This is a genomic window from Pseudomonas sp. BN414 (genome assembly GCF_029871275.1).
In the GTDB taxonomy this organism is placed as follows: Bacteria; Pseudomonadota; Gammaproteobacteria; order Pseudomonadales; family Pseudomonadaceae; genus Metapseudomonas; species Metapseudomonas resinovorans_C.
Genome location: NZ_SSOL01000069.1, coordinates 94153 through 116063, shown reverse-complemented (window position 1 = coordinate 116063; position 21911 = coordinate 94153). Strand labels below are relative to the sequence as shown.

At 61.6% G+C, this 21911-nt stretch carries 17 protein-coding genes; 8 read left to right on the top strand and 9 right to left on the bottom strand.

Going from position 1 to position 21911, the window contains the following annotated elements; genetic code table 11:
* Positions 1 to 95 precede the first annotated feature (95 nt).
* From dnaQ to E8E95_RS17055, 3 genes are all read right to left on the bottom strand, one after another.
* Positions 96 to 833, bottom strand: a complete 738-nt coding sequence (gene dnaQ / locus E8E95_RS17065) for a DNA polymerase III subunit epsilon (protein ID WP_280352097.1) — start codon at positions 831 to 833, stop codon at positions 96 to 98.
* A gap of 239 nt (positions 834 to 1072) precedes the next feature.
* Entirely contained in the window at positions 1073 to 1516 is a 444-nt protein-coding gene (gene rnhA, locus E8E95_RS17060) for a ribonuclease HI (protein WP_280352095.1), read from the bottom strand.
* Complete coding sequence (locus E8E95_RS17055; RefSeq protein ID WP_280352093.1) at positions 1517 to 2281, bottom strand: methyltransferase domain-containing protein; 765 nt, start codon at positions 2279 to 2281, stop codon at positions 1517 to 1519. It lies immediately after the preceding gene.
* A 61-nt stretch (positions 2282 to 2342) separates the two neighbouring features.
* Here E8E95_RS17055 and gloB point away from each other — a divergent pair, with 61 nt between their 5' ends.
* Together gloB and E8E95_RS17045 are read left to right on the top strand one after the other, a co-directional pair.
* On the top strand, positions 2343 to 3122 hold the full coding sequence (gene gloB, locus E8E95_RS17050; protein WP_280352091.1) for a hydroxyacylglutathione hydrolase: 780 nt from the start codon (positions 2343 to 2345) through the stop codon (positions 3120 to 3122).
* A 98-nt stretch (positions 3123 to 3220) separates the two neighbouring features.
* Complete coding sequence (locus E8E95_RS17045; RefSeq protein ID WP_280352089.1) at positions 3221 to 4804, top strand: LysM peptidoglycan-binding domain-containing protein; 1584 nt, start codon at positions 3221 to 3223, stop codon at positions 4802 to 4804.
* On the opposite strand, the gene E8E95_RS17040 is transcribed toward E8E95_RS17045, so the two are convergent.
* A complete protein-coding gene (locus E8E95_RS17040; RefSeq protein WP_280352087.1) occupies positions 4792 to 6246 on the bottom strand; it encodes an HDOD domain-containing protein in 1455 nt (484 codons plus the stop codon). The genes E8E95_RS17045 and E8E95_RS17040 overlap by 13 nt on opposite strands.
* 236 nt (positions 6247 to 6482) lie before the next feature.
* Here E8E95_RS17040 and E8E95_RS17035 point away from each other — a divergent pair, with 236 nt between their 5' ends.
* The 6 genes from E8E95_RS17035 to fabI are packed head-to-tail and all read left to right on the top strand — an operon-like array spanning position 6483 to position 14685.
* Positions 6483 to 8309 (top strand): extracellular solute-binding protein, encoded by a 1827-nt coding sequence (locus tag E8E95_RS17035; protein WP_280352085.1) that lies wholly within the window; start codon positions 6483 to 6485, stop codon positions 8307 to 8309.
* Complete coding sequence (locus tag E8E95_RS17030; protein WP_280352081.1) at positions 8306 to 10153, top strand: extracellular solute-binding protein; 1848 nt, start codon at positions 8306 to 8308, stop codon at positions 10151 to 10153. Before E8E95_RS17035 ends, E8E95_RS17030 begins: the two co-directional genes overlap by 4 nt.
* The gene (locus E8E95_RS17025; RefSeq protein ID WP_280352079.1) at positions 10154 to 11239 is read left to right on the top strand and encodes a microcin C ABC transporter permease YejB; all 1086 of its coding nucleotides are present in this window, start codon (positions 10154 to 10156) and stop codon (positions 11237 to 11239) included.
* Between the two features lie 2 nt (positions 11240 to 11241).
* Positions 11242 to 12261, top strand: coding sequence for an ABC transporter permease (locus E8E95_RS17020; protein ID WP_179062129.1), 1020 nt, complete (start codon positions 11242 to 11244; stop codon positions 12259 to 12261).
* Between the two features lies 1 nt (position 12262).
* Entirely contained in the window at positions 12263 to 13870 is a 1608-nt protein-coding gene (locus E8E95_RS17015; protein ID WP_280352077.1) for an ABC transporter ATP-binding protein, read from the top strand.
* Between the two features lie 20 nt (positions 13871 to 13890).
* Positions 13891 to 14685, top strand: a complete 795-nt coding sequence (gene fabI / locus E8E95_RS17010; protein ID WP_280352075.1) for an enoyl-ACP reductase FabI — start codon at positions 13891 to 13893, stop codon at positions 14683 to 14685.
* A gap of 155 nt (positions 14686 to 14840) precedes the next feature.
* Here the strand turns inward: fabI and E8E95_RS17005 are convergent, their stop codons facing one another.
* The 5 genes from E8E95_RS17005 to clpP all read right to left on the bottom strand — a co-directional run bounded on the left by E8E95_RS17005 (position 14841) and on the right by clpP (position 21897).
* Entirely contained in the window at positions 14841 to 16715 is a 1875-nt protein-coding gene (locus tag E8E95_RS17005; RefSeq protein ID WP_280352073.1) for a SurA N-terminal domain-containing protein, read from the bottom strand.
* A 212-nt stretch (positions 16716 to 16927) separates the two neighbouring features.
* Positions 16928 to 17200 (bottom strand): nucleoid-associated protein HU-beta, encoded by a 273-nt coding sequence (hupB, locus tag E8E95_RS17000; protein WP_003087931.1) that lies wholly within the window; start codon positions 17198 to 17200, stop codon positions 16928 to 16930.
* 135 nt (positions 17201 to 17335) lie between these two features.
* On the bottom strand, positions 17336 to 19732 hold the full coding sequence (gene lon, locus E8E95_RS16995; RefSeq protein ID WP_077523793.1) for an endopeptidase La: 2397 nt from the start codon (positions 19730 to 19732) through the stop codon (positions 17336 to 17338).
* 133 nt (positions 19733 to 19865) lie between these two features.
* Positions 19866 to 21146, bottom strand: a complete 1281-nt coding sequence (gene clpX / locus E8E95_RS16990) for an ATP-dependent Clp protease ATP-binding subunit ClpX (protein WP_077523794.1) — start codon at positions 21144 to 21146, stop codon at positions 19866 to 19868.
* A gap of 109 nt (positions 21147 to 21255) precedes the next feature.
* Positions 21256 to 21897: an ATP-dependent Clp endopeptidase proteolytic subunit ClpP gene (clpP, locus tag E8E95_RS16985; RefSeq protein WP_179062124.1), complete on the bottom strand. Its 642-nt coding sequence runs from the start codon at positions 21895 to 21897 to the stop codon at positions 21256 to 21258.
* Positions 21898 to 21911 lie beyond the last annotated feature (14 nt).

Genomic DNA, 21911 nt, shown 5'->3' with positions numbered 1-21911 from the left:
CTGAGGGGCGGGCCTGCCCGCCTATGCCCTCAGGGTAGAAGCTCGATCACGGGGGCGGTACCCCCGTTTCCACTGGCTGTACGTAAAGGTCGCAATCAGGAAGCTGGCGGAGCGTCCATCTGCACCCACAGGGCAGGCGCCCCGGCGGATTTCTCGATGGCGGCCAGGCGCGAGGCGTGGGCGGCCAACTCTTCCTCACTGGCGCGGATGACCCGGCTGGGTGCGCGATCGGCCGGCAGGCGACGGATCGGTGTCGCCTGGGCGCGACCACCGCTGCCATCGCCACCTTCGCCGGCAAGGGACAGGTTGGTCTGGCCACCAGTCATCGCCAGGTAGACGTCGGCAAGAATCTCGGCGTCGAGCAACGCGCCGTGCAGTTCGCGGTTGGAGTTGTCGACGTCGTAGCGCTTGCACAGGGCGTCCAGGCTGTTGCGCTGCCCCGGGTGGCGCTCGCGGGCCATCATCAGGGTGTCGAGTACCGTGCAGTACTCGCTGACATCGCTGCGATCCGACTGCCCCAGCAGCGCGAACTCGTTGTTGATGAAGCCGATGTCGAACGCCGCGTTGTGGATGATCAGCTCGGCGCCCTTGATGAATTCGAAGAACTCGTCAGCGACATCCTTGAAGCGCGGCTTGCCCACCAGGAACTCGTTGGTGATGCCGTGGACCGCGATGGCGCCTTCATCCACCTCACGGTCGGGTTGCAGGTATACGTGGAAATGACGACCCGTAAGGCGCCGGTCTTCCATCTCGACGCAACCGATCTCGATGACGCGGTGGCCATCGGTGACCGGCATACCGGTGGTTTCAGTATCGAGGACTACAAAACGCATTATTCAGGGCCTATGAAGGAGGTTTGCCGCAAGGTCGCAATTCTAAGAGCCCGCTCACGATCTTGCGAGCCAGGTCGATGCAAGGCAAAAACAGGGGAGGAAGCGGAGTTTACAGCTGCAAATGAGCATTACTCGCCTCGCTCGCCCTTCGGGCCGCGCTGAAGCGCGTTAGCCGCAAGCGACTTTCCGAGTCTTTTCTTGACGCCGCGGACCGACGCGCAGTTGATCGTGAATGGGTACTAGCGGGTGTTGAGTTCGCTCACACCCCGGTTCGCCAACTGGTCAGCACGCTCGTTGCCAGCGTGGCCGGTATGACCGCGTACCCATTGCCAGCGCACGGTATGGCGATTGACCTGTTCGTCCAGTGCCTGCCAAAGATCGGCATTCTTCACCGGCTGCTTGGCGGCGGTCTTCCAGCCGCGCTTCTTCCAGTTCGGCATCCATTCGGTAATGCCCTGCATCACGTACTGGGAGTCGGTGATGATCTTCACCTCGCAGGAACGCTTGAGAGCGACCAGCCCCATGATGGCGGCCATCAGTTCCATGCGGTTGTTGGTGGTATCGCGCTCACCGCCCCAGAGCTCGCGCTCGGCACCCTTGTAGACCAGCAACGCACCCCAGCCGCCAGGGCCGGGATTGCCCTTGCAGGCGCCGTCGGTATAGATCTCGACCAGATCGCTCACTTAAGCCTCATGTTTCGAATCGCACCGGCTGACCTTGGCCACCGGCATGGGAACCAGCTTGCCCATGGGCTCTCGCCGGGCCTGACGCAGTGGGCGCAAGCCAATTACCAGCTTGCGCGCCACCAATAGATAGAAGCCTGCACCGAACCCTTGTCCGGCGGCGCCCCAGCGCTCCAGCCGAGCCAGGCGTGTTTGCCAGGCGGCCGAAGCAAGCGGCGGACGATAGCACCCGAAGCGGCGTTTCTCCAGCGCGAAGCCCAGCAGGTTCAGCCAGTCGCTGACCCGAGTCGGGGAGATGCAGCGCGCGCGGCGCAAGGCGTCATGCGCGAAGTAATGGCGCACCCCCCAGGCACTCCACGGGTTGACCCCAACGATGATCAGATGGCCGCCGGGGCGAACGCTGCGCGCGGCTTCGCGCAGCAGGCTATGGGGGGAAAGGCAGAAGTCCAGGCCGTGTTGCAGCACCACTACATCGGCGGCATGTTCGCTGAGCGGCCAGGCCGACTCCTCGCAGGCGATCTCCACGCCCGGCAGCGGTGCCCCAAGATGCACGCTGCGCTGGATCTGCTTGGCTCCGGGCGGCAATTCCGCACGCGGCCCGTAATGCACCAGGTAGCCGCCGAAGTAACGCGCCAGTTCGTCCTCCAGCAGGCGCTGCTCTTCGAACAGCATCAGGCCGCCCAACGGGCCGCAGAACCAGGAACGGGCCCCGGAGATCAGCTCCAGCCAGTCGGCATCGGCTTGGGCGAATGCTTTTTCGGTCATGGCAATCTCCTGCGTGAGAGCCCTAAGATGCTCCATTGCTCTCTGCTTGGCGACTCCCTTCATGATCCAGATCGATGCCCTCCCCGCCTTTTCCGACAACTACCTCTGGCTGCTGCAGGACGACGCAACCCGTTGCTGCGCCGTGGTCGACCCCGGCGATGCCGCGCCAGTGCTGGCCTGGCTGGAGTCCCATCCCGGCTGGAAGCTGACCGACATCCTGGTCACCCACCATCACCATGACCATATCGGCGGCGTGGCTCGCCTGAAAGAAGCGACCGGCGCCCGCGTACTGGGCCCGGCGCAAGAAAAAATCCCCGCGCGCGACGAGGCGCTGGGCGATGGCGACACCGTACAGGTGCTGGGGCTGGCGTTCCGGGTGATCGAGGTGCCCGGCCATACCCTGGGGCATATCGCCTATTACCATGGGGACGTAGCGCGGCCCCTGCTGTTCTGCGGCGACACGCTGTTCGCGGCCGGCTGCGGCCGGTTGTTCGAAGGAACGCCGGAACAGATGCACCACTCGCTCAGCCGCCTGGCGGCGCTGCCGGCGGCCACCCAGGTCTTCTGCACGCACGAATACACGCTCAGCAACCTGCGTTTCGCCAAGGCCGTGGAGCCCGGCAACCACGCTACTTCCAATCGCTTCGACGAGGTCACCCGCTTGCGCGAGCAAGGGGGCATCAGCCTGCCATCGACCATCGCCCTCGAACTGGCGACCAACCCCTTCCTGCGGGTGGCTGAAACATCCGTTAAACAAATGGCCGACGAGCGGGCTGGCCGGGATAACCCTACGCCGGCCGAGGTCTTCGCGACCCTTCGAGCCTGGAAAGACCAATTCTGAACACTCGGTCAGGCTGGGGAGAGCTGGTGAAAACTTGACCAACCATAGGTCGATTTCTAGAATCGCCGAACTTTTTTGCCGGAAAAACCCCTCAGCCAATGTTGTCTTCGCCGATCAAAACCTTCGACCTGGATGCATTGGCACGAGCCGCACGCGCGCTCGTGGTGGTGTGCGCCGCCACTCTCGCAGGCTGCGCCGGCACCGGTCAGAAGGACGACGACCAGGGCCGCGAAACCGACCGCGCACTGGCCATGCAGCAACAGGCTCAGTGGCTGGAAGAGGCACAAACCGAGCGCGAACCCCAGGATATCTGGGAACGCATGCGTAACGGCTTCAAGCTCCAGGACGAGATCGGCGTCAACCCGCGCATCGAGCGCCAGCGCCTCTGGTATGTGAGCAAGCCTTCCTTCCTGGAAACCGCCAGCGACCGCGGCAGCCTCTATATCCACTACGTGGTGGAGCGCCTGGAAGAGCGCAACATGCCCCTTGAACTGGCCCTGCTGCCGGTGGTGGAAAGCGCCTATAACCCCTTTGCCTACTCACGCAGCAATGCCGTAGGCATCTGGCAATTCATTCCCTCGACCGGTCGCCACTTCAATCTGCGCCAGACCAACTGGTACGACGGTCGACGTGATATCACCGCCTCCACCAACGCCGCGTTGAACTACCTCGAACGCCTGCATGAAATGTTCAACGGCGACTGGCTGTTGGCCCTCGCCGCCTACAACGCTGGCGAAGGCACCGTCAGCCGCGCCATGGAGCGCAACCAGAAGCTCGGCCTGCCGACCGACTACTGGAACCTGCCGCTTCCCCAGGAAACCCAGGACTACGTACCCAAGCTGCTGGCCCTGTCGCAGTTGGTGATGGCGCCGGAAGCCTATGGCGTGAACCTGAGCCCCATCGCCAACGAGCCTTACTTCGAAGTGGTGGAGGTCAAGCAACAACGCCTGGACCTTTCCCGTGTGGCCGCGATGGCCGACATGGACGCCGATGAGATGTACCAGCTCAATCCGGCCTTCAAGAAACGCATCACCATGGACGGCCCGCAACACCTGCTGGTCCCCACCGACAAGGCTGAGCTGCTCACCGCCAACCTCGCGCTGATGAAACCCCAGGAACTGGTGGACTGGCAGCAGTACCGCGTGCGCAATGGTGACAGCCTGCATGGCATCGCCAATCGCTACCACGTTACAGCCAAGACCCTGAAAGAGATCAATGGCCTGTCGGGCAATCACCTGCGGGTGGGCCAGCAACTGAGCATCCCGGTCGAGCCGGGCCTGAAGCCTGACCGGCCGCTGTTCCAGAACGTCGCCAGCGCTCCAACGCCCACACCGGCACGCACGCACAAGGTCAAGAGTGGCGACAACCTCTGGTCCATCGCTCGCCAGTACAAGGTGAACGTGCAGGACATCAAGCGCTGGAACAGCCTCAAGGCCAACCACCTGAAGGCTGGCCAGGTGCTGAAACTGGAAGGCGGTGCCACCCAGGTCGCCAGTGCCAGCAAGGGCAAGTCGAAGGGCAACGGCCGCGAATCGGTGACCTACTACAAGGTCAAGCAGGGCGATTCCCTCTATCTGATCGCCAAGCGATTCAACGTTGAAATGAAACACCTTCAGCGTTGGAACCCCCGCAGCGACCGTTCCCTGAAGCCCGGCCAGACCCTGACGGTCTACCTGCCCTGATTCTTCTGCGCCATCGCCTCCAGGCATCGCCCCGCCGCCTGGGCGAAGTGCTGGAACGCCACGAACTGCTCGTGCCGTAGCGCCCGCCCCGAAAGGCGGCAGTCGGCATAGATCACCCCGATCTCGCGCTTGCCCGCCAGCAGCGGCGCGACGAAGAACATCCCCTGCCCCAGCCATTCGCGCATCGGTCGCGTCACTAGGTCATTCAGGCTGTAACTCGCCGGCACGCCCATCCAGAGGGTTTCGCGGGCCCGCAGGACGTAGCTGAACAGATTGGCTTGCTCGGCTTGGCTGGCGGGCAGGGCGAAGCCGTCGAGCCAGCGCTCACTGCCCTCGCCCACCGCCCGGCGTACCGTGAAGCGACTGCGCTGGTCAGTCAGCACCGCCACCATCACCCGCTCCAGTCCGGCACCCTGGTGCAGTCCCTGGAGCAGGGTATCCAGCACCAGATTGATATCCGCCTTGCGCGACACCAGCATGCCCAGCTCCTGCAAGGCCTGTTGCATGACCAGCAGGTCCGGTTGCAACAGCCGCGCCTGCCGCTGCTCACGCTGCAGTCGAATCTGATCCGGATCGGTGTGAGGTATCAGGTGACAGAGCTTGCTGGCACCGAAAGTGGTCGCCACCTTGACCGCCTCATCGGCACTGGCCAGCACCTGCTGCATGGCCTCCTCCCGACTCAGCCCAACCAGCTCCCCCAGTTGTTCAACAAGCTGTGCCATGGAGGGTGAATCCCACCCCTGCAAGGCCGCTTCGCTAATGCGAACCCCCAGGCTCACGGCTTTCACCGCCGGATCACCCTGGGCGGAACCGGTATGGGCCAGGCTCGCCAGTTCCCCCAGGTTCCAGCTGCGGACCAGCCCCAGGGTCAACTGACGAAAACTGGTGCCCAGCACTTCGCGTACCGCTTGCTCCTCATCGACACCCGGTTGCGCCAGCGCGGCAGCAAGTTCGTCGGCCTGCTCGCCACCACAACCCCAGAACGCCAGCTCACCCAGGTTGTGCAGCAGAGCGGCGATGAAGACCTCCTCCTGGCTGCGCGCAAGGAGGTAGCCGGCGATGTTGCGAGCCTGTACGGCCGCGTGGAAGGAACGCGCGAGAATCTCGGGTAGCTGCTCCCTCGGGCCGCGGGCCAGCAGGCTGTCGATCAGGCTGACCGAAAGGCCGATCAGGCGAACGTTCTCGAAGCCGATCAGCACGATGGCGCGGGAGATCGTGCGAATAGCTTCCTGGGAGGGGTTGTAATAGACGCTATTGGCGACCTTCAGCACCTTGGAGGTGAGGGTCGCATCACGCAGCAGCACATCGGCCAGCTGCTGTACGGAGGACTTATCCTGTTGGGCCATCTGGTGCAGGTCCTGCACCACCGCGGCCAGAGCGGGCAATTCGGCCTCATTGAGGCGGTCGATCCATGACTGCAGACCATGGCTGCGTTCACCCAAGATTGGCACCCCTGCGCAAATTTCCGAATGGTGGCCAGAATGCTGGCCAGCCAGCCGCAGGCTGGCCCTTTTTTCTTGCCTGTACAAGCTGTTACTGTACTTGCCAGCCGTTACCGCCGACAGCCACGGCGCGTGACCCCCGACACGATTTCGCCGGCCCGATGCCCGCGCCATCCCGCCAGCGAGGCCAACGCCCACATGCCCGACACGATATCCATGGATCGGACCCCCGCCTGATGCGTCGCCTTGCGTTCCTGCTCATTGGCCTGCTGGCTCAACCCTGCTTCGCCAGCCTTACCGAAAGCCACGGCTATGCGCAGTTCGGCGCCCTGAAATACCCCGCCAATTTCGACCATTTCGACTGGGTCAATCCCAATGCGCCCAAGGGCGGAACCTTGCGGGTCATGGCCTTCGGCAACTTCGATACGCTCAACCCATACACCTTCAAGGGCACCAGCCCGGTCTCCACGCCGAACTTCCTGCAGTACGGCGTAACCGAGCTGAACGAGCCGTTGATGGTGGGTACCGGCCAGTACGATCCGTCTGGCGACGAACCCGCATCCAGCTACGGCCTGATCGCCAAGAGCGTCGAGTTCAGCGAAGACCGGAGCTGGGTGGTATTCAATCTGCGCGAAGAAGCCCGCTTCCACGATGGCCAGCCGATCACCGCCTTCGACGTGGCCTTCTCCTACCGCACCCTGGTCAAGAACGGCCACCCGCAGTACCGCACCAGCCTCCAGGAAGTGAAGCGGGTCGATATCCTCAACCGCCATCGCATCCGTTTTGTGCTCAAACGCGCCGGCAACCCGCTGCTGATACTGCGTCTCGGCGAACTGCCGGTGCTGCCGCAGCACTATTGGAAGAAGCGTGACTTCAAGGCGACCACCTTCGAAGCGCCACTGGGCAGCGGCCCCTATCGCATCACCCAGGTAAGGCCGGGACGCGGCCTGGTGTTCGAGCGGGTCAAGGACTGGTGGGGTGAAAAGCTCCCGGCCAATCGTGGCAAGTACAACTTCGACCGGGTCGAGGTGGAGTTCTACCGCGACAGCAATGTCGCCTTCGAAGCCTTCAAGGCCGGCGAGTTCGATTTCTACATCGAGCACCAGGCGAAGAACTGGGCCAACGGCTATCGTTTTCCGGCCATCGCCCGGGGCGACGTGATCCGCGCGGAGATTCCGCACCAGATCCCGACGCAGACCCAGGCACTGTTCATGAACACCCGCCGTGCCATGTTCGGGGACCGCAAGGTCCGCGAGGCCATGGGGCTGATGTTCGACTTCGAATGGACCAACCGCACCCTGTTCAACAACGCCTACATGCGCGCCGCCAGCTATTACCCGAACAGCGAGTTCAGTGCCGTGGGCAAGCCCGAGGGACATGAGTGGCTGCTGCTGTCGCCGCACCGCAAGGAGTTGCCTGAACCCTTGTTCACCCGGCCCTTCCAGGTGCCCACCACCGAAGGTCGTGGCATCCCACGGGAAACCCTTCGCCGCGCGCTGGGTCTATTGGCCGAAGCCGGCTGGAAGTTGTCCGGCCAGCGCCTGGTGAACGATCGTGGCCAGCCGCTGCGTTTCGAGATCCTGCTGGTCAATCCGAACCTTGAACGAATCCTCCAGCCCTACCGCGAAAACCTCGCCAGCATCGGCATCGACGTCAGCCTGCGCACGGTGGACCGCGCCCAGTACAAACAGCGCCTGGACCACTTCGACTACGACATGATTCTCATGACCCTGCCGCAGACCCTGAGCCCGGGCCTGGAGCAATACCTCTACTTCCATTCCAGCCAGGTCGGCGTGAAGGGCAGCAAGAACTATGCGGGCGTCGCCAACCCGGTGGTCGACGAGATGATCGAAAAGCTCCTCGGCGCCCAGAGCCGCGACGAGCAACTGGCCGCCGCTCGCGCCCTCGACCGCACCCTGCTGTGGGAGCACTACGGTATTCCCAACTGGTACATCAACTATCACCGCCTGGCGTACCGAAACCGGTTCGCCTTCGTCACCACGCCGCCCTACACGCTGGGCCTGCGCGCCTGGTGGCTGAAGCCCACGGAGAACGCCCGATGAGCAAAACGCTGCGCACCCTTTGCCTGCAAGGCTGTGGCGCCCTGCTGCTATCCCTGGCCGGGTTCGCCATCGCCGAGCCGAAATACGCCATCACCCTGTACGACGAGCCGGCCAAGTATCCGGCGACTTTCACGAATTTCTCCTGGGTCAATCCGGATGCCCCCAAGGGCGGCGTCCTGCGACTCGCCGGCGTCGGCGGCTTCGACAGCCTTAATCCCTTCATCCCACGGGGCAACTCCGCCGACCAGTTGGGCCTGATCTACGACAGCCTGACCTTCCACTCCCCGGATGAGCCCTTCACCGAATACGGCCTGCTCGCGGAGAAAATCGAGAAAGCGCCGGACAACAGCTTCGTGCGCTTCTATCTGAACCCCAAGGCACGCTTCAACGACGGCCAGCCGGTGACGGCCGAGGACGTGGTTTTCACCTTCAATATGTTGGTCGAGCACGGCGACCCGATGTACCGCCACTACTATGCGGACGTCGCCAAGGTGGAGGCGGAGGACAAGCAACGCGTGCGCTTCGACTTCAAGCATCACGGCAACCGTGAGCTGCCACTAATCATCGGCCAGATCCAGGTACTGCCCAAGCACTACTGGGACGGCCGCGACTTCGGCAAGACCAACATGGAACCGCCAGTGGGCAGCGGCCCCTACCGCATCGCCAAGGTCGACGCTGGTCGCTCGATCCGCTACGAGCGCGTCAAGGACTGGTGGGCGAAGGACCTACCGGTGACGCGCGGCTACTACAACTTCGACGCCGTCACCGTGGACTACTACCGCGACATGTCGGTGTCCCTCGAAGCCTTCAAGGCCGGGCAGTTCGACTTCAACCTGGAGTACTCCGCCAAGGACTGGGCCACAGGCTATGAAGGCCCTGCCCTTCGCGCCGGCAAGATCGTCAAGGAAGCCATCCCCAACCACAACCCGACCGGTATGCAGGGCTTCGCCTTCAACATCCGTCGACCGGTATTCCAGGACCGTCGCGTACGCGAAGCCATCGCCCTGCTGTTCGACTTCGAATGGGCGAACAAGCAGCTCTTCTTCAGCTCCTACAAACGCACCAGCAGCTATTTCGAGAACTCGGAAATGGCCTCCCACGAGATGCCTGACGCCGATGAACTGAAGATTCTCGAACCGCTGCGCAGCCAGGTCCCGGCAGAGGTATTCAACCAGGTCTTCCAGCCACCGGTCAGCGATGGCAGCGGGATCATCCGCGATCAGAAACGCCGCGCTTACCAGCTGTTCATGGAGGCCGGCTACAAGATCGAGAACGACAAGATGGTCGGCCCGGACGGCAAGCCCCTGGCGTTCGAGTTCCTCACCGCCCAGGCCAACCTGGAGCGGGTGATCCTGCCGTTCAAACGCAACCTGGCGGAGCTGGGCATCGACCTGCAGATCCGCCGCGTGGACGTATCCCAATACATCAACCGCCTGCGCTCGCGCGACTTCGACATGATTCCCGCCACCTGGGGCCAGTCCAACTCGCCGGGTAACGAACAGATGGAGTACTGGCATTCGCGCAGCGCCGACAGCGCTGGCAGCCGCAACTTCATCGGCCTGCGTGACCCTGCCATCGACAAACTGGTGGAAGGCCTGATCCGCGCCGACTCGCGCCAGAGCCTGGTGGAACACGCTCGCGCCCTGGACCGCGTGCTGCTGTGGGGCCATTACGTGGTGCCCAACTATTATGTCGACACTTACCGCGTCGCCTACTGGAACCAATTCCAGCGCCCCGAAACCACACCGCTCTACGATTTCGGCCTGATGACCTGGTGGCAAAAACCGGGCACGGAAACTGCTAGCCAGTCCGAGCAACCCACTTCCGAGCCGGATGTCCAGTAAATGCTCGCCTACATACTGCGTCGACTGCTGCTGATCATTCCCACCTTGTTCGGCATCCTGCTGATCAACTTCATCATCATCCAGGCCGCCCCCGGCGGCCCGGTCGAGCAGATGATCGCCAAACTGGAAGGCTTCGATGCCGCCGCAGGTGGCGCCACCGGACGCATCTCCGGCGGCGGCTCGGAAGTCGCCACGGCGGGTTCCAACTACCGTGGCGCCCAGGGACTCGATCCTGAGCTGGTGGCCGAGATCGAAAAGATGTACGGCTTCGACAAGCCCGCGCCGGAACGCTTCTGGCTGATGGTCACGAGCTACCTGAAGCTGGACTTCGGCACGAGCTTCTTCCGCGACGCCAAGGTCATCGACCTGATTATCGAGAAGCTGCCAGTGTCCATTTCCCTTGGCCTCTGGAGCACCCTGATCATGTACCTGGTGTCCATCCCGATGGGCATCACCAAGGCCGTGCGCCACGGCAGCGCCTTCGACGTCTGGAGCAGCACGGCCATCATCGTCGGCTACGCCATTCCCGCCTTCCTCTTCGCCATCCTGCTGATCGTGCTCTTCGCCGGCGGCAGCTACTTCGACTGGTTCCCCCTGCGCGGGCTCACCTCGAACAACTTCGACGAACTGAGCTTCGCCGGAAAGATCACCGACTACTTCTGGCACCTCGCGCTGCCCGTGACCGCCCTGGTGATCGGCAACTTCGCCACGCTCACGCTGCTGACCAAGAACAGCTTCCTCGACGAGATCAACAAGCAGTACGTGATCACCGCCCGCGCCAAGGGCCTGTCGGAGAACCGCGTGCTCTACGGTCACGTGTTCCGCAATGCGATGCTGCTGATCATCGCCGGCTTCCCGGCGGCCTTCATCGGTATCTTCTTCACCGGCTCCCTGCTGATCGAGGTGATCTTCTCCCTCGACGGCCTGGGCCTGCTGAGCTTCGAGTCGGCCCTGAACCGCGATTATCCCGTGGTCTTCGGCACCCTCTTTATCTTCACCTTGCTGGGGCTGGTCGTGAAACTGATTGGCGATCTCACCTACACCCTGGTCGATCCGCGTATCGACTTCGAAAGCCGGGAGGGTTGAGCATGGCACTCTCCCCCATCAACCAGCGGCGCTTCGAGCGTTTCAAGGCCAACAAGCGTGGCTGGTGGTCGCTGTGGCTGTTCCTGATCCTCTTTGTCCTGAGCCTGGGCGCCGAGATGATCGCCAACGACAAGCCACTGGCGGTCAGCTACGACGGCCAGTGGTACTTCCCCTTCCTCAAGCGCTACCCGGAAACCACCTTCGGCGGCGAGTTCCCGCTGGAAGCCAACTACAAGACGCCCTATATCCGCGAACTGATCGAGTCCAAGGGCGGCAGCATGATCTGGACGCCCATCCCGTTCAGTTACGAGACCATCAACTACGACCTCAAGGTGCCAGCGCCCGCGCCTCCCTCGTCGGACAACTGGCTGGGAACCGATGACCAGGGCCGCGATGTGCTGGCGCGGGTGATCTACGGCTTCCGCGTCTCGGTTCTGTTCGCCCTGACCCTGACGCTGCTCAGCTCCATCATCGGCGTGATCGCAGGTGCCCTGCAGGGCTTTTACGGCGGCTGGGTAGACCTTGCCGGACAGCGTTTCCTGGAAATCTGGTCCGGTCTGCCGGTGCTCTACCTGCTGATCATCCTGGCCAGCTTCGTGCAGCCGAACTTCTGGTGGCTGCTGGGCATCATGCTGCTGTTCTCCTGGATGAGCCTGGTGGACGTGGTGCGGGCCGAGTTCCTCCGCGGTCGAAACCTGGAATACGTGCGCGCCGCTCGCGCCCTGGGCATGCAGAACGGCGCCATCATGTTCCGCCATATCCTGCCCAACGCCATGGTTTCCACCATGACCTTCATGCCATTCATCCTCACCGGCGCCATCGGCACCCTTACCGCACTGGACTTCCTCGGTTTCGGCCTGCCGCCAGGAGCACCTTCCCTCGGCGAGCTGGTAGCCCAGGGCAAGTCCAACCTGCAAGCGCCCTGGCTCGGCATCTCCGCCTTCCTGGTGCTGGCGGCCATGCTGACCCTGCTGGTGTTCATCGGCGAAGCCGCGCGCGATGCCTTCGATCCGAGGAAGTGAGATGAGCGAGAACCTGATTGAAATCCGCGACCTCTCCGTCGAGTTCGTCAGCGGCGAGAAGTGCCAGCGTGTCGTCGAAGGTGTCAGTTTCGACATCCGCAAGGGCGAAACCCTGGCCCTGGTAGGTGAAAGCGGCTCCGGCAAGTCGGTGACCGCGCATTCCATCCTGCGCCTCCTGCCCTACCCGCTCGCCCGCCACCCCAGCGGCAGCATCCACTACGCCGGCAAAGACCTGCTGAAGCTGACCGAGGGCAAACTGCGGGGCATTCGCGGCAACCGCATCGCCATGGTCTTCCAGGAGCCCATGACCTCGCTGAATCCGCTGCACAACATCGAGAAGCAGATCAACGAGGTGCTCGCCCTGCACAAGGGTTTGACCGGCAAGGCAGCCACGAAGCGCACCCTGGAGCTGCTGGAGATGGTCGGCATCCCCGAGCCGCACAAGCGCCTGAAGGCCTTTCCCCACGAGTTGTCCGGCGGCCAGCGGCAGCGGGTGATGATCGCGATGGCCCTGGCCAATGAGCCTGAGCTGCTGATCGCCGACGAACCCACTACCGCTCTGGACGTCACCGTCCAGCTGAAAATCCTCGAACTGCTCAAGGAGTTGCAAGCGCGGCTGGGCATGGCGTTGCTGCTGATCAGCCACGATCTCAACCTGGTTCGGCGAATTGCGCATCGCGTATGTGTCATGCAGCGCGGTTGCATCGTCGAACAAGCGTCGTGTGATGAGCTGTTCCACGCACCGCAGCATCCCTACACCCGGGAACTGCTCGGCGCCGAGCCTTCGGGCAAGCCAGCAGAGAACCCTGAGGGAGCACCACTGCTGGAGGTCAATGACCTTCGCGTGTGGTTCCCGATCAAGAAGGGGCTGCTGCGGCGCACCGTGGATCATGTGAAGGCCGTGGACGGCGTCAATTTCAGCCTGCTGCAGGGTCAGACCCTGGGCATCGTGGGCGAAAGCGGCTCCGGCAAGTCCACGTTAGGCCTGGCGATTCTCCGGTTGCTCGGCAGCCGGGGCGGCATCCGCTTCCAGGGCAAGTCCCTGGACGGCCTGTCGCAGAAGGATGTGCGGCCGTTCCGGCGCGAGATGCAGGTGGTCTTCCAAGACCCCTTCGGCAGTCTCAGCCCGCGCATGTGCGTGGGCGACATTGTCGGCGAGGGTTTGCGAATCCACCGCATCGGCACCGAAGCGGAGCAGGAACAGGCCATCATCGACGCGCTCCTGGAGGTAGGGCTGGATCCGGAAACCCGGCACCGCTACCCCCACGAGTTTTCCGGCGGGCAGCGGCAGCGGATTGCCATTGCCCGGGCATTGGTGCTGAAACCGGCACTGATCCTGCTGGACGAGCCCACCTCGGCGCTCGACCGGACGGTTCAGCGTCAGGTAGTGGAGTTGCTGCGCAGGCTACAGACCAAGTACGACCTGACATACCTGTTCATCAGCCATGATCTGGCGGTGGTCCGGGCACTTAGTCACCATCTGATGGTGATCAAGCACGGACAGGTGGTCGAACAGGGTCCGGCCGATGCCATCTTCGCTGCCCCGCAGCACAGCTATACGAAGCAGTTGCTGGAAGCCGCATTCCTGGCTCCGGAAACTGCCCATTAACCAGAAGAGGATGAAAGCACATGGGTTTTCTCGCCGGTAAGCGCGTACTGATCGTTGGCGTAGCCAGCAAACTGTCCATCGCATCGGGCATCGCTGCAGCCATGCATCGCGAAGGCGCCGAGCTCGCCTTCACCTATCAGAACGAGAAACTGAAAGGCCGCGTGGAAGAGTTCGCCGAAGGCTGGGGCTCCAGCGCCGAGCTGTGCTTCCCCTGCGACGTGGCCAAGGACGAAGAAATCGTCGCGGTCTTCGAGGCCCTGGCCAAGAAGTGGGACGGTCTGGACTGCATCGTGCACTCCGTAGGCTTCGCCCCCGGTGACCAGTTGGACGGCGACTTCACCGAAGTCACCACCCGTGACGGCTTCCGCATCGCCCACGACATCAGCGCCTACAGCTTCGTTGCCCTGGCCAAGGGCGGTCGCGAACTGATGAAGGGCCGCAATGGCAGCCTGCTGACCCTGTCCTACCTGGGCGCCGAACGCACCATGCCGAACTACAACGTCATGGGCATGGCCAAAGCCAGCCTGGAAGCTGGCGTTCGCTACCTGGCCGGCAGCCTCGGCCCGGAAGGCACTCGCGTCAACGCGATCTCCGCCGGTCCGATCCGCACCCTGGCCGCTTCCGGCATCAAGAGCTTCCGCAAGATGCTCGCCGCCAACGAGAAGCAGACTCCCCTGCGCCGTAACGTGACCATCGAAGAAGTCGGCAATGCCGGCGCCTTCCTGTGCTCCGACCTGGCTTCGGGCATCAGCGGCGAAATCATGTACGTCGACGGTGGCTTCAATACCACCGCCATGGGCAACATCGAAGACTGATAGTCGCCCGTGCAAAAAAGCCCGCACTCATGCGGGCTTTTTTGTGGACGCTAGTAAACGCATTCGCCCCGTAGGAGCGAGCTCTGCTCGCGAAGCGAAGCTGGGCTCACAAAAGAAAAAGGCCGCATAAGCGGCCTTCTTCTTCAGCGTATTGATCAGAAGCGTTCGATCTTCGCTTTCTCTTCGACTTGACGGCGGTAGGAAGCGAAATCCTGCTGACCGCTGCGCGAGGCGAGGAATCGGCTGTACATCGCCTTTTCCTGCTCGGAGAGCTTCTCTTCCGGAACATTGACGCCATTCAGGCGGATGACCACGTAGTCGCCGTTGTTCAGCTTCACGCCAGTGAACTCGGGCTTGTCTGCGGCGGCCGGCTTCGGCATGCGGAAGAGGGTCTGCAGCAGCAGCGGCTCGATGCCTTCCTGGCTGCGGGTAGCGGCTTCCACCACGTTCCAGGACTGACCTTCCTGAGCTTGCTCAACCGGGGTCTTGCCTTCGCGCAGGCTGGCAATCAGGGCATCGCCCTTGGTCTTGACGGCTTCGCCGGCCTTTTGGCCTACCAGATGCTGGCGAATGCTGTCGCCGACCTTGTCCAGGCCAAGCTGCTCAGGCTTCTTGTGCTCCTTGACGCGCAGGACGATCACGGTATCCGGGTCCAGCTCGATCGCCGAGCTGTTGGCACCGTCTTCCAGCACTTCCAGACTGAAAGCAGCCTGGAGGACCTGGCGGTTGGCAGTCAGGCCTTCACCACCTTCGCGACCGAAGGGAGCGCTGGTCTTCACTTCCAGGTTCAGTTCCTGGGCCGGCTGGGCCAGGTCGGAAGCCTCGAACGCGGCGTCTTCCAGTTCCTTGCTCACTTCAACGAAGCGCTGTTCGACCTGCTGGGCCTTGATGTCGTGCTCCAGCTTCGGCTTGAGGCTTTCGAAGCTCGGGACTTCCGGCTCCTGCACGCCCAGCAGCTTGATCAGGTGCCAGCCGTACTGGGTACGTACGGGGGTGGAAACCTCATCCTGTTTCAGCGCATACAGCGACTCTTCGAAGGCGGGCTCGTATACGCCGGGGCCTGCGAAGCCCAGGTCACCACCGTTGGCGGCGGAGCCGGAGTCATCGGAGAACTCCTTGGCCAGTGCGGCGAAATCTTCACCCTTGTCCAGGCGCTGCTTGACCTGTTCGATCTTCGCCTTGGCCTGCTCCTCGTTGAGCTTGTCGCTGACCTCCACGAGGATGTGGGCGGCCTGACGCTGCTCAGCCAGGTTGCTGATCTCTTTCTGGTACTGCGCCTTGAGGTCTTCTTCCTTGGCTTCGACCTGGTCGAAGAAGGCGGCCTTCTTCAGCTCGACGTACTCGATCACAACCTGCTCGGGACTCTTGAACTGGTCGACATGAGCGTCGTAGTAGGTCTTCAGCTCTTCATCGGAAACGCTGACGGCAGCCGGATCGGCCTTCAGGGTCAGAGTCGCGAAATCGCGGGTCTGTTTTTCCAGGCGGGCGAAGGCTTCAACTTCCGCATCGGTCACGAAGCCGCTACCGGCCAGACCCGCACGGAGTTGGCCAATGAGCATTTCTTGCTCGAGCATCTGACGGAATTGCAGACGGTTGTAGTTCATCTGGCGGATGACCTGATCGAAGCGGTCGGCATTGAACTTGCCGTCCACCTGGAACTCCGGCGTCTGCAGGATGAGTTGGTCAAGGGCGCCTTGGGAGAAAGCGAAATCGGCATCACCGGCTGCTTGCAGCAGGAGTTTGCGCTCGATCAGGCCTTTCAGTGCGGCTTCGCGCAGCAGCTTTTCGTCCAGAAGGGAGGCATCGAAGTCCTTGCCCAACTGCTGCTGCAGCTGACGGCGCTGCATGTTCACTGCTTCGCTCAGCTGGTCCTGGGTGATTTCGTCACCGTTGACCTCAGCCGCGTTCTGGCGATTGCTGGTGGCATTGAAAATGGCGTCGAAGCCGGTCAGCGCCAGCAGCGCGATAATGACGCCAATGATGGTTTTGGCAATCCACCCCTGTGAATTGTCCCGTATGTTCTGCAGCATGGGTCCCCCAGAAACGGCCGCATTGAGTCGCAGCCGAGTAACGCGGGTAGAGTATCCGAATATGAGAAAGGCGCATCCTAGGATGCGCCTTCTCGTAGCTTGCGGAGTCTGAGATTCGACCTCTCTGGTGGTAGGAAGAAACTCCCTGATTCCACCGCTCCGCTATCGAGCCAGGTTGAACCCGACCCGGTCGGGCAGAGCCCGAAAGACGCTTAGTTGACGGCGTCTTTCAGAGCTTTGCCAGCTTTGAAGCCAGGGATCTTGGCAGCAGCGATCTTGATCGGCTTGCCAGTCTGCGGGTTACGGCCAGTACGAGCAGCACGCTCTTTAACAGCGAAAGTACCGAAGCCAACCAGCACCACGGAGTCACCAGCCTTCAGAGCGCCAGTAACGGATTCGATAACTGCGTCCAGCGCGCGGCCAGCTACAGCTTTCGGGATGTCAGCAGATGCGGCGATAGCATCAATCAGTTCCGACTTGTTCACTCTTAAGTCCCCTTATTTCTGTTGAGTTGTTTCTTAGTTGTTTGGTGTAAGCAAAGCGGGTGCTGGATGGCCTGCTAACACATAAGAGCCGCTTTATAACAAGGGCTCGAAAAATGTGTCAAGAAAGCCCCCCGGCTAATGCGTGCTGATTCGCTCCTTGGAATCAGTCTCGCGCTTGTCATCCTTTGCAACCATCTCCGGAGCCGCATCGGGCAAGGGCTCCGGGGCGTATTGCAGCGCAATTTGCAGGACCTCGTCAATCCATTTAACCGGTTTAATCGCCAAGTCTTGCTTGATATTTTCGGGAATTTCTTTGAGATCGCGCACATTCTCTTCGGGAATGATCACGGTCTTGATTCCACCACGATGCGCGGCCAGTAGTTTCTCTTTCAAACCACCAATCGCGAGTACCTGGCCACGCAGAGTAATCTCCCCGGTCATGGCCACATCTGCACGAACCGGAATTTGCGTCATGGCCGAAACGAGAGCCGTGCACATACCGATACCGGCGCTGGGACCATCCTTCGGAGTGGCACCTTCCGGCATGTGGATGTGAATGTCGCGCTTCTCGTGGAAGTCTGCCGGGATACCCAGACTCTTCGCACGACTACGTACCACGGTCAGGGCCGCTGTAATGGACTCGGCCATCACGTCACCCAGCGAACCGGTCTTGGTCAACTGACCCTTGCCAGGAACGACCGCCGCTTCGATGGTCAGCAGTTCACCGCCAACCTGGGTCCAGGCCAGGCCAGTCACTTGACCGATCTGATCCTGTTGCTCGGCCAGTCCGTAGCGATACTTGCGCACGCCCAGGAAGTGTTCGAGGGACTCAGCAGTAACTTGCACTGCGAAGCGCTTCTCGCGGGCATGCTCTTTCACAGCCTTGCGGCAAACCTTGGCAATCTGGCGCTCAAGGCTACGCACACCAGCTTCGCGGGTGTAGTAGCGGATGATGTCGCGGATGGCTGCCTCGTCGAACTCCAGTTCGCCCTTCTTCAGCCCATTTGATTTGGTCTGCTTGGGCGCGAGGTATTTGACGGCGATGTTGACCTTTTCGTCTTCGGTGTAGCCCGGCAGACGGATCACTTCCATACGATCCAGCAACGGGGCCGGAATGTTCATGGAGTTGGCGGTGCAGAGGAACATCACGTCCGAGAGGTCGTAGTCGACTTCCAGGTAATGGTCGTTGAAGTTGTGGTTCTGCTCCGGATCGAGCACTTCCAACAGCGCAGACGCAGGATCACCGCGCATGTCGCTGCCCATCTTGTCGATCTCGTCGAGCAGGAACAGCGGGTTACGCACACCAACCTTGGTCATCTTCTGGATCAGGCGACCCGGCATGGAACCAATATAGGTGCGGCGATGGCCACGGATTTCAGCTTCGTCGCGCACGCCACCCAAGGCCATGCGCACGAACTTGCGATTGGTGGCATGGGCAATGGACTCGGCGAGCGAGGTCTTGCCGACGCCGGGCGGGCCAACCAGGCAAAGAACCGGGCCTTTTACCTTTTTCACGCGCTTCTGCACGGCAAGGTATTCGAGGATGCGTTCCTTGACCTCATCCAAGCCGTAATGGTCGGCGTCGAGGATATCTTCGGCCTTGGCCAGGTCGAGGCGAACCTTGCTCTCGGCCTTCCACGGTACATTGACCAGCCAATCGATGTAGGAGCGTACTACGGTCGCTTCGGCAGACATCGGCGACATCTGCTTCAGCTTGTTCAGCTCGGCATTGGCCTTGGCCAGTGCTTCCTTGGTCAGGCCGGCATTGTCGATGCGCTTCTTCAGCTCCTCGACTTCGTTGTGGCCTTCGTCGATGTCGCCCAGCTCTTTCTGAATGGCCTTCATTTGCTCATTCAGGTAGTACTCGCGCTGGCTGCGCTCCATCTGTTTCTTGACGCGGCCGCGGATACGCTTCTCGACCTGCAACAGGTCGATTTCGGCATCCAGCAGTGCCAGCACATGCTCGACCCGCTCGGAGAGGTCGGTCAGCTCGAGAATTTCCTGCTTCTGCTCGATCTTCAGCGCCATGTGAGCAGCCATGGTGTCGACCAGGCGGCCCGGCTCATCGATGCTGTTCAGTGAGGAAAGCACCTCGGACGGCACTTTCTTGCCCAGTTGCACGTACTGTTCGAACTGGCTGAGCAAGCTACGGATGAATACTTCGGATTCACGCTCGCCCGCATCGACTTCATCGATCAGGCTGACTTCGGCACGGCAATGCCCATCCACCTCGATGAAACGCTCGATCGAGCCACGCTGCTCGCCCTCTACCAGCACCTTCACGGTGCCGTCCGGCAATTTCAGCAGCTGGAGCACGGTAGCGACGGTGCCCATGCGATACAGGGCGTCTTCGCCCGGATCGTCATCGGCGGGGTTCTTCTGGGCAACCAGGAGAATCTGCTTGTCCCCCGTCATCGCGGCCTCGAGCGCCTCGATGGATTTCTCACGCCCTACGAAAAGCGGGATGACCATGTGCGGATAGACCACGACATCGCGCAATGGTAGGAGAGGTAATTCAGCAGTCGTATTCATGGTATCAGCTCTACGGCGGCCCTAAGGCCGTAAACAGATGGGAAAACCCTTGGCCCTAAGATGGGGTTAGGCCCGGGAAAAAACAAGCTTTGAGGCAGGAAATGCAAAGGGGCCCGCAGGCCCCTTTGTTTCATCAAGCGTCAGGCGCCGCCTTGGCAGGCTGCTCGTTGTTCTCGTAGATCAACAGAGGCTTGGACGATCCTTCGATGACACTTTCGTCGATGACTACCTTGCTTACATCTGTTTGAGAGGGAATCTCATACATGGTGTCGAGCAGAATGCCTTCGAGGATGGAACGCAGGCCACGGGCACCGGTCTTGCGCTCGAGCGCACGATGGGCAACGGCCTTGAGTGCGTCGGGACGGAACTCGAGGTCCACGCCTTCCATTTCGAACAGCTTGGTGTACTGCTTGGTCAGCGCGTTCTTCGGCTCGGTGAGAATCTGCATCAGAGCAGCTTCGTCCAGCTCGTCGAGGGTAGCGATGACCGGCAGACGACCCACGAACTCGGGAATAAGGCCGAACTTCACCAGATCTTCCGGCTCTACTTCGCGGAGCGCTTCGCCCACCTTCTTGCCCAGGTCCTTACTGCGGACCTCGGCGTTGAAGCCGATGCCACCTCTGGTGGAACGGTTCTGGATCACTTTCTCCAGGCCGGCAAATGCACCACCGCAGATGAACAGGATGTTGCGAGTATCGACCTGCAGGAACTCCTGCTGCGGATGCTTGCGCCCGCCCTGCGGCGGAACCGAGGCAACGGTGCCTTCGATCAGCTTCAGCAGTGCCTGCTGCACGCCTTCGCCCGAAACATCTCGGGTGATCGACGGGTTATCCGACTTACGGGAAATCTTGTCGATTTCGTCGATATAGACGATACCCATCTGGGCCTTCTCGACGTCGTAGTCGCACTTCTGCAGCAGCTTCTGGATGATGTTCTCGACGTCCTCACCCACATAGCCAGCCTCGGTGAGGGTGGTGGCGTCGGCGATGGTGAAGGGAACATTCAGCAGACGAGCCAGAGTTTCAGCCAGCAGGGTCTTGCCCGAACCGGTAGGGCCGATCAGCAGGATGTTGCTCTTGCCCAGTTCGACATCATCTTTCTTGTCACGCTGGTTCAGGCGCTTGTAGTGGTTGTACACCGCTACCGCGAGCACTTTCTTCGCACGTTCCTGGCCAATTACATACTGGTCGAGGATGTTGCGGATTTCCTTGGGCGCGGGCAGCTTGTGCGCACTGCTCTCGGCCTGGGCTTCCTGCACCTCCTCGCGGATGATGTCATTGCACAGGTCGACGCACTCGTCGCAGATAAATACGGAGGGACCGGCAATCAGTTTGCGCACTTCGTGCTGGCTTTTGCCGCAGAAGGAGCAATAAAGCAGTTTGCCGTTGTCCTCGCCGTTGCGGGTGTCAGTCATTCGATCGATCCAATCGGGTAGGCGTGAAACACAAGATGAAGGCAAATGCGGGCATTTTCAACCCCGCGAAACGGCCGGATATTCTCCGGCCGCGGTCCTGCGGATGGGCTTAGCCCGCGATCTGGCGCTTGTTGAGCACCTGGTCGATCAGGCCGTATTTGACTGCTTCGTCGCCACTCATGAAGTTGTCGCGGTCGGTATCGCGGGCGATCACGTCGATTGGCTGGTCACAGTGGTCAGCCAGGATCTTGTTCAGGCGCTCGCGGATAGTCAGGATTTCACGCGCGTGAATCTCGATATCCGACGCCTGGCCCTGGAAGCCGCCCAGCGGCTGGTGAATCATCATCCGCGAATGCGGTAGGCAGTAACGCTTGCCTGCCGCGCCGCCAGCCAGCAACAACGCACCCATGCTGCACGCCTGACCGATGCACAGGGTCGAAACGTCGGGCTTGATGAATTGCATGGTGTCGTAGATCGACATGCCGGCAGTAACCGAACCGCCCGGGGAGTTGATGTAGAGCTGGATGTCCTTGTCGGGGTTCTCGGCCTCGAGGAACAGCAGCTGCGCCACCACCAGGTTGGCCATGTAGTCTTCGACCGGGCCCACCAGGAAGATCACGCGTTCCTTCAACAGGCGCGAATAGATGTCGTAAGCGCGCTCGCCACGGGCGGACTGCTCGATGACCATCGGCACCAGGCCACCAGCGGCTTGGATGTCAGGCATTTGCTGCATAAAAGAATTGCGGGACATGTCCGGCGATCACT

Bases quoted from the DNA above. Each gene is read 5' to 3' on its own strand.
- E8E95_RS17045 (WP_280352089.1), top strand. From the start codon at position 3,221: ATGTTGTCTTCGCCGATCAAAACCTTCGACCTGGATGCATTGGCACGA.
- E8E95_RS17035 (WP_280352085.1), top strand. From the start codon at position 6,483: ATGCGTCGCCTTGCGTTCCTGCTCATTGGCCTGCTGGCTCAACCCTGC.
- clpX (WP_077523794.1), bottom strand. From the start codon at position 21,146: ATGACTGACACCCGCAACGGCGAGGACAACGGCAAACTGCTTTATTGC.
- E8E95_RS17005 (WP_280352073.1), bottom strand. From the start codon at position 16,715: ATGCTGCAGAACATACGGGACAATTCACAGGGGTGGATTGCCAAAACC.
- E8E95_RS17015 (WP_280352077.1), top strand. From the start codon at position 12,263: ATGAGCGAGAACCTGATTGAAATCCGCGACCTCTCCGTCGAGTTCGTC.
- E8E95_RS17055 (WP_280352093.1), bottom strand. From the start codon at position 2,281: ATGACCGAAAAAGCATTCGCCCAAGCCGATGCCGACTGGCTGGAGCTG.
- dnaQ (WP_280352097.1), bottom strand. From the start codon at position 833: ATGCGTTTTGTAGTCCTCGATACTGAAACCACCGGTATGCCGGTCACC.
- clpP (WP_179062124.1), bottom strand. From the start codon at position 21,897: ATGTCCCGCAATTCTTTTATGCAGCAAATGCCTGACATCCAAGCCGCT.
- E8E95_RS17020 (WP_179062129.1), top strand. From the start codon at position 11,242: ATGGCACTCTCCCCCATCAACCAGCGGCGCTTCGAGCGTTTCAAGGCC.
- E8E95_RS17025 (WP_280352079.1), top strand. From the start codon at position 10,154: ATGCTCGCCTACATACTGCGTCGACTGCTGCTGATCATTCCCACCTTG.
- fabI (WP_280352075.1), top strand. From the start codon at position 13,891: ATGGGTTTTCTCGCCGGTAAGCGCGTACTGATCGTTGGCGTAGCCAGC.
- gloB (WP_280352091.1), top strand. From the start codon at position 2,343: ATGATCCAGATCGATGCCCTCCCCGCCTTTTCCGACAACTACCTCTGG.
- lon (WP_077523793.1), bottom strand. From the start codon at position 19,732: ATGAATACGACTGCTGAATTACCTCTCCTACCATTGCGCGATGTCGTG.
- E8E95_RS17030 (WP_280352081.1), top strand. From the start codon at position 8,306: ATGAGCAAAACGCTGCGCACCCTTTGCCTGCAAGGCTGTGGCGCCCTG.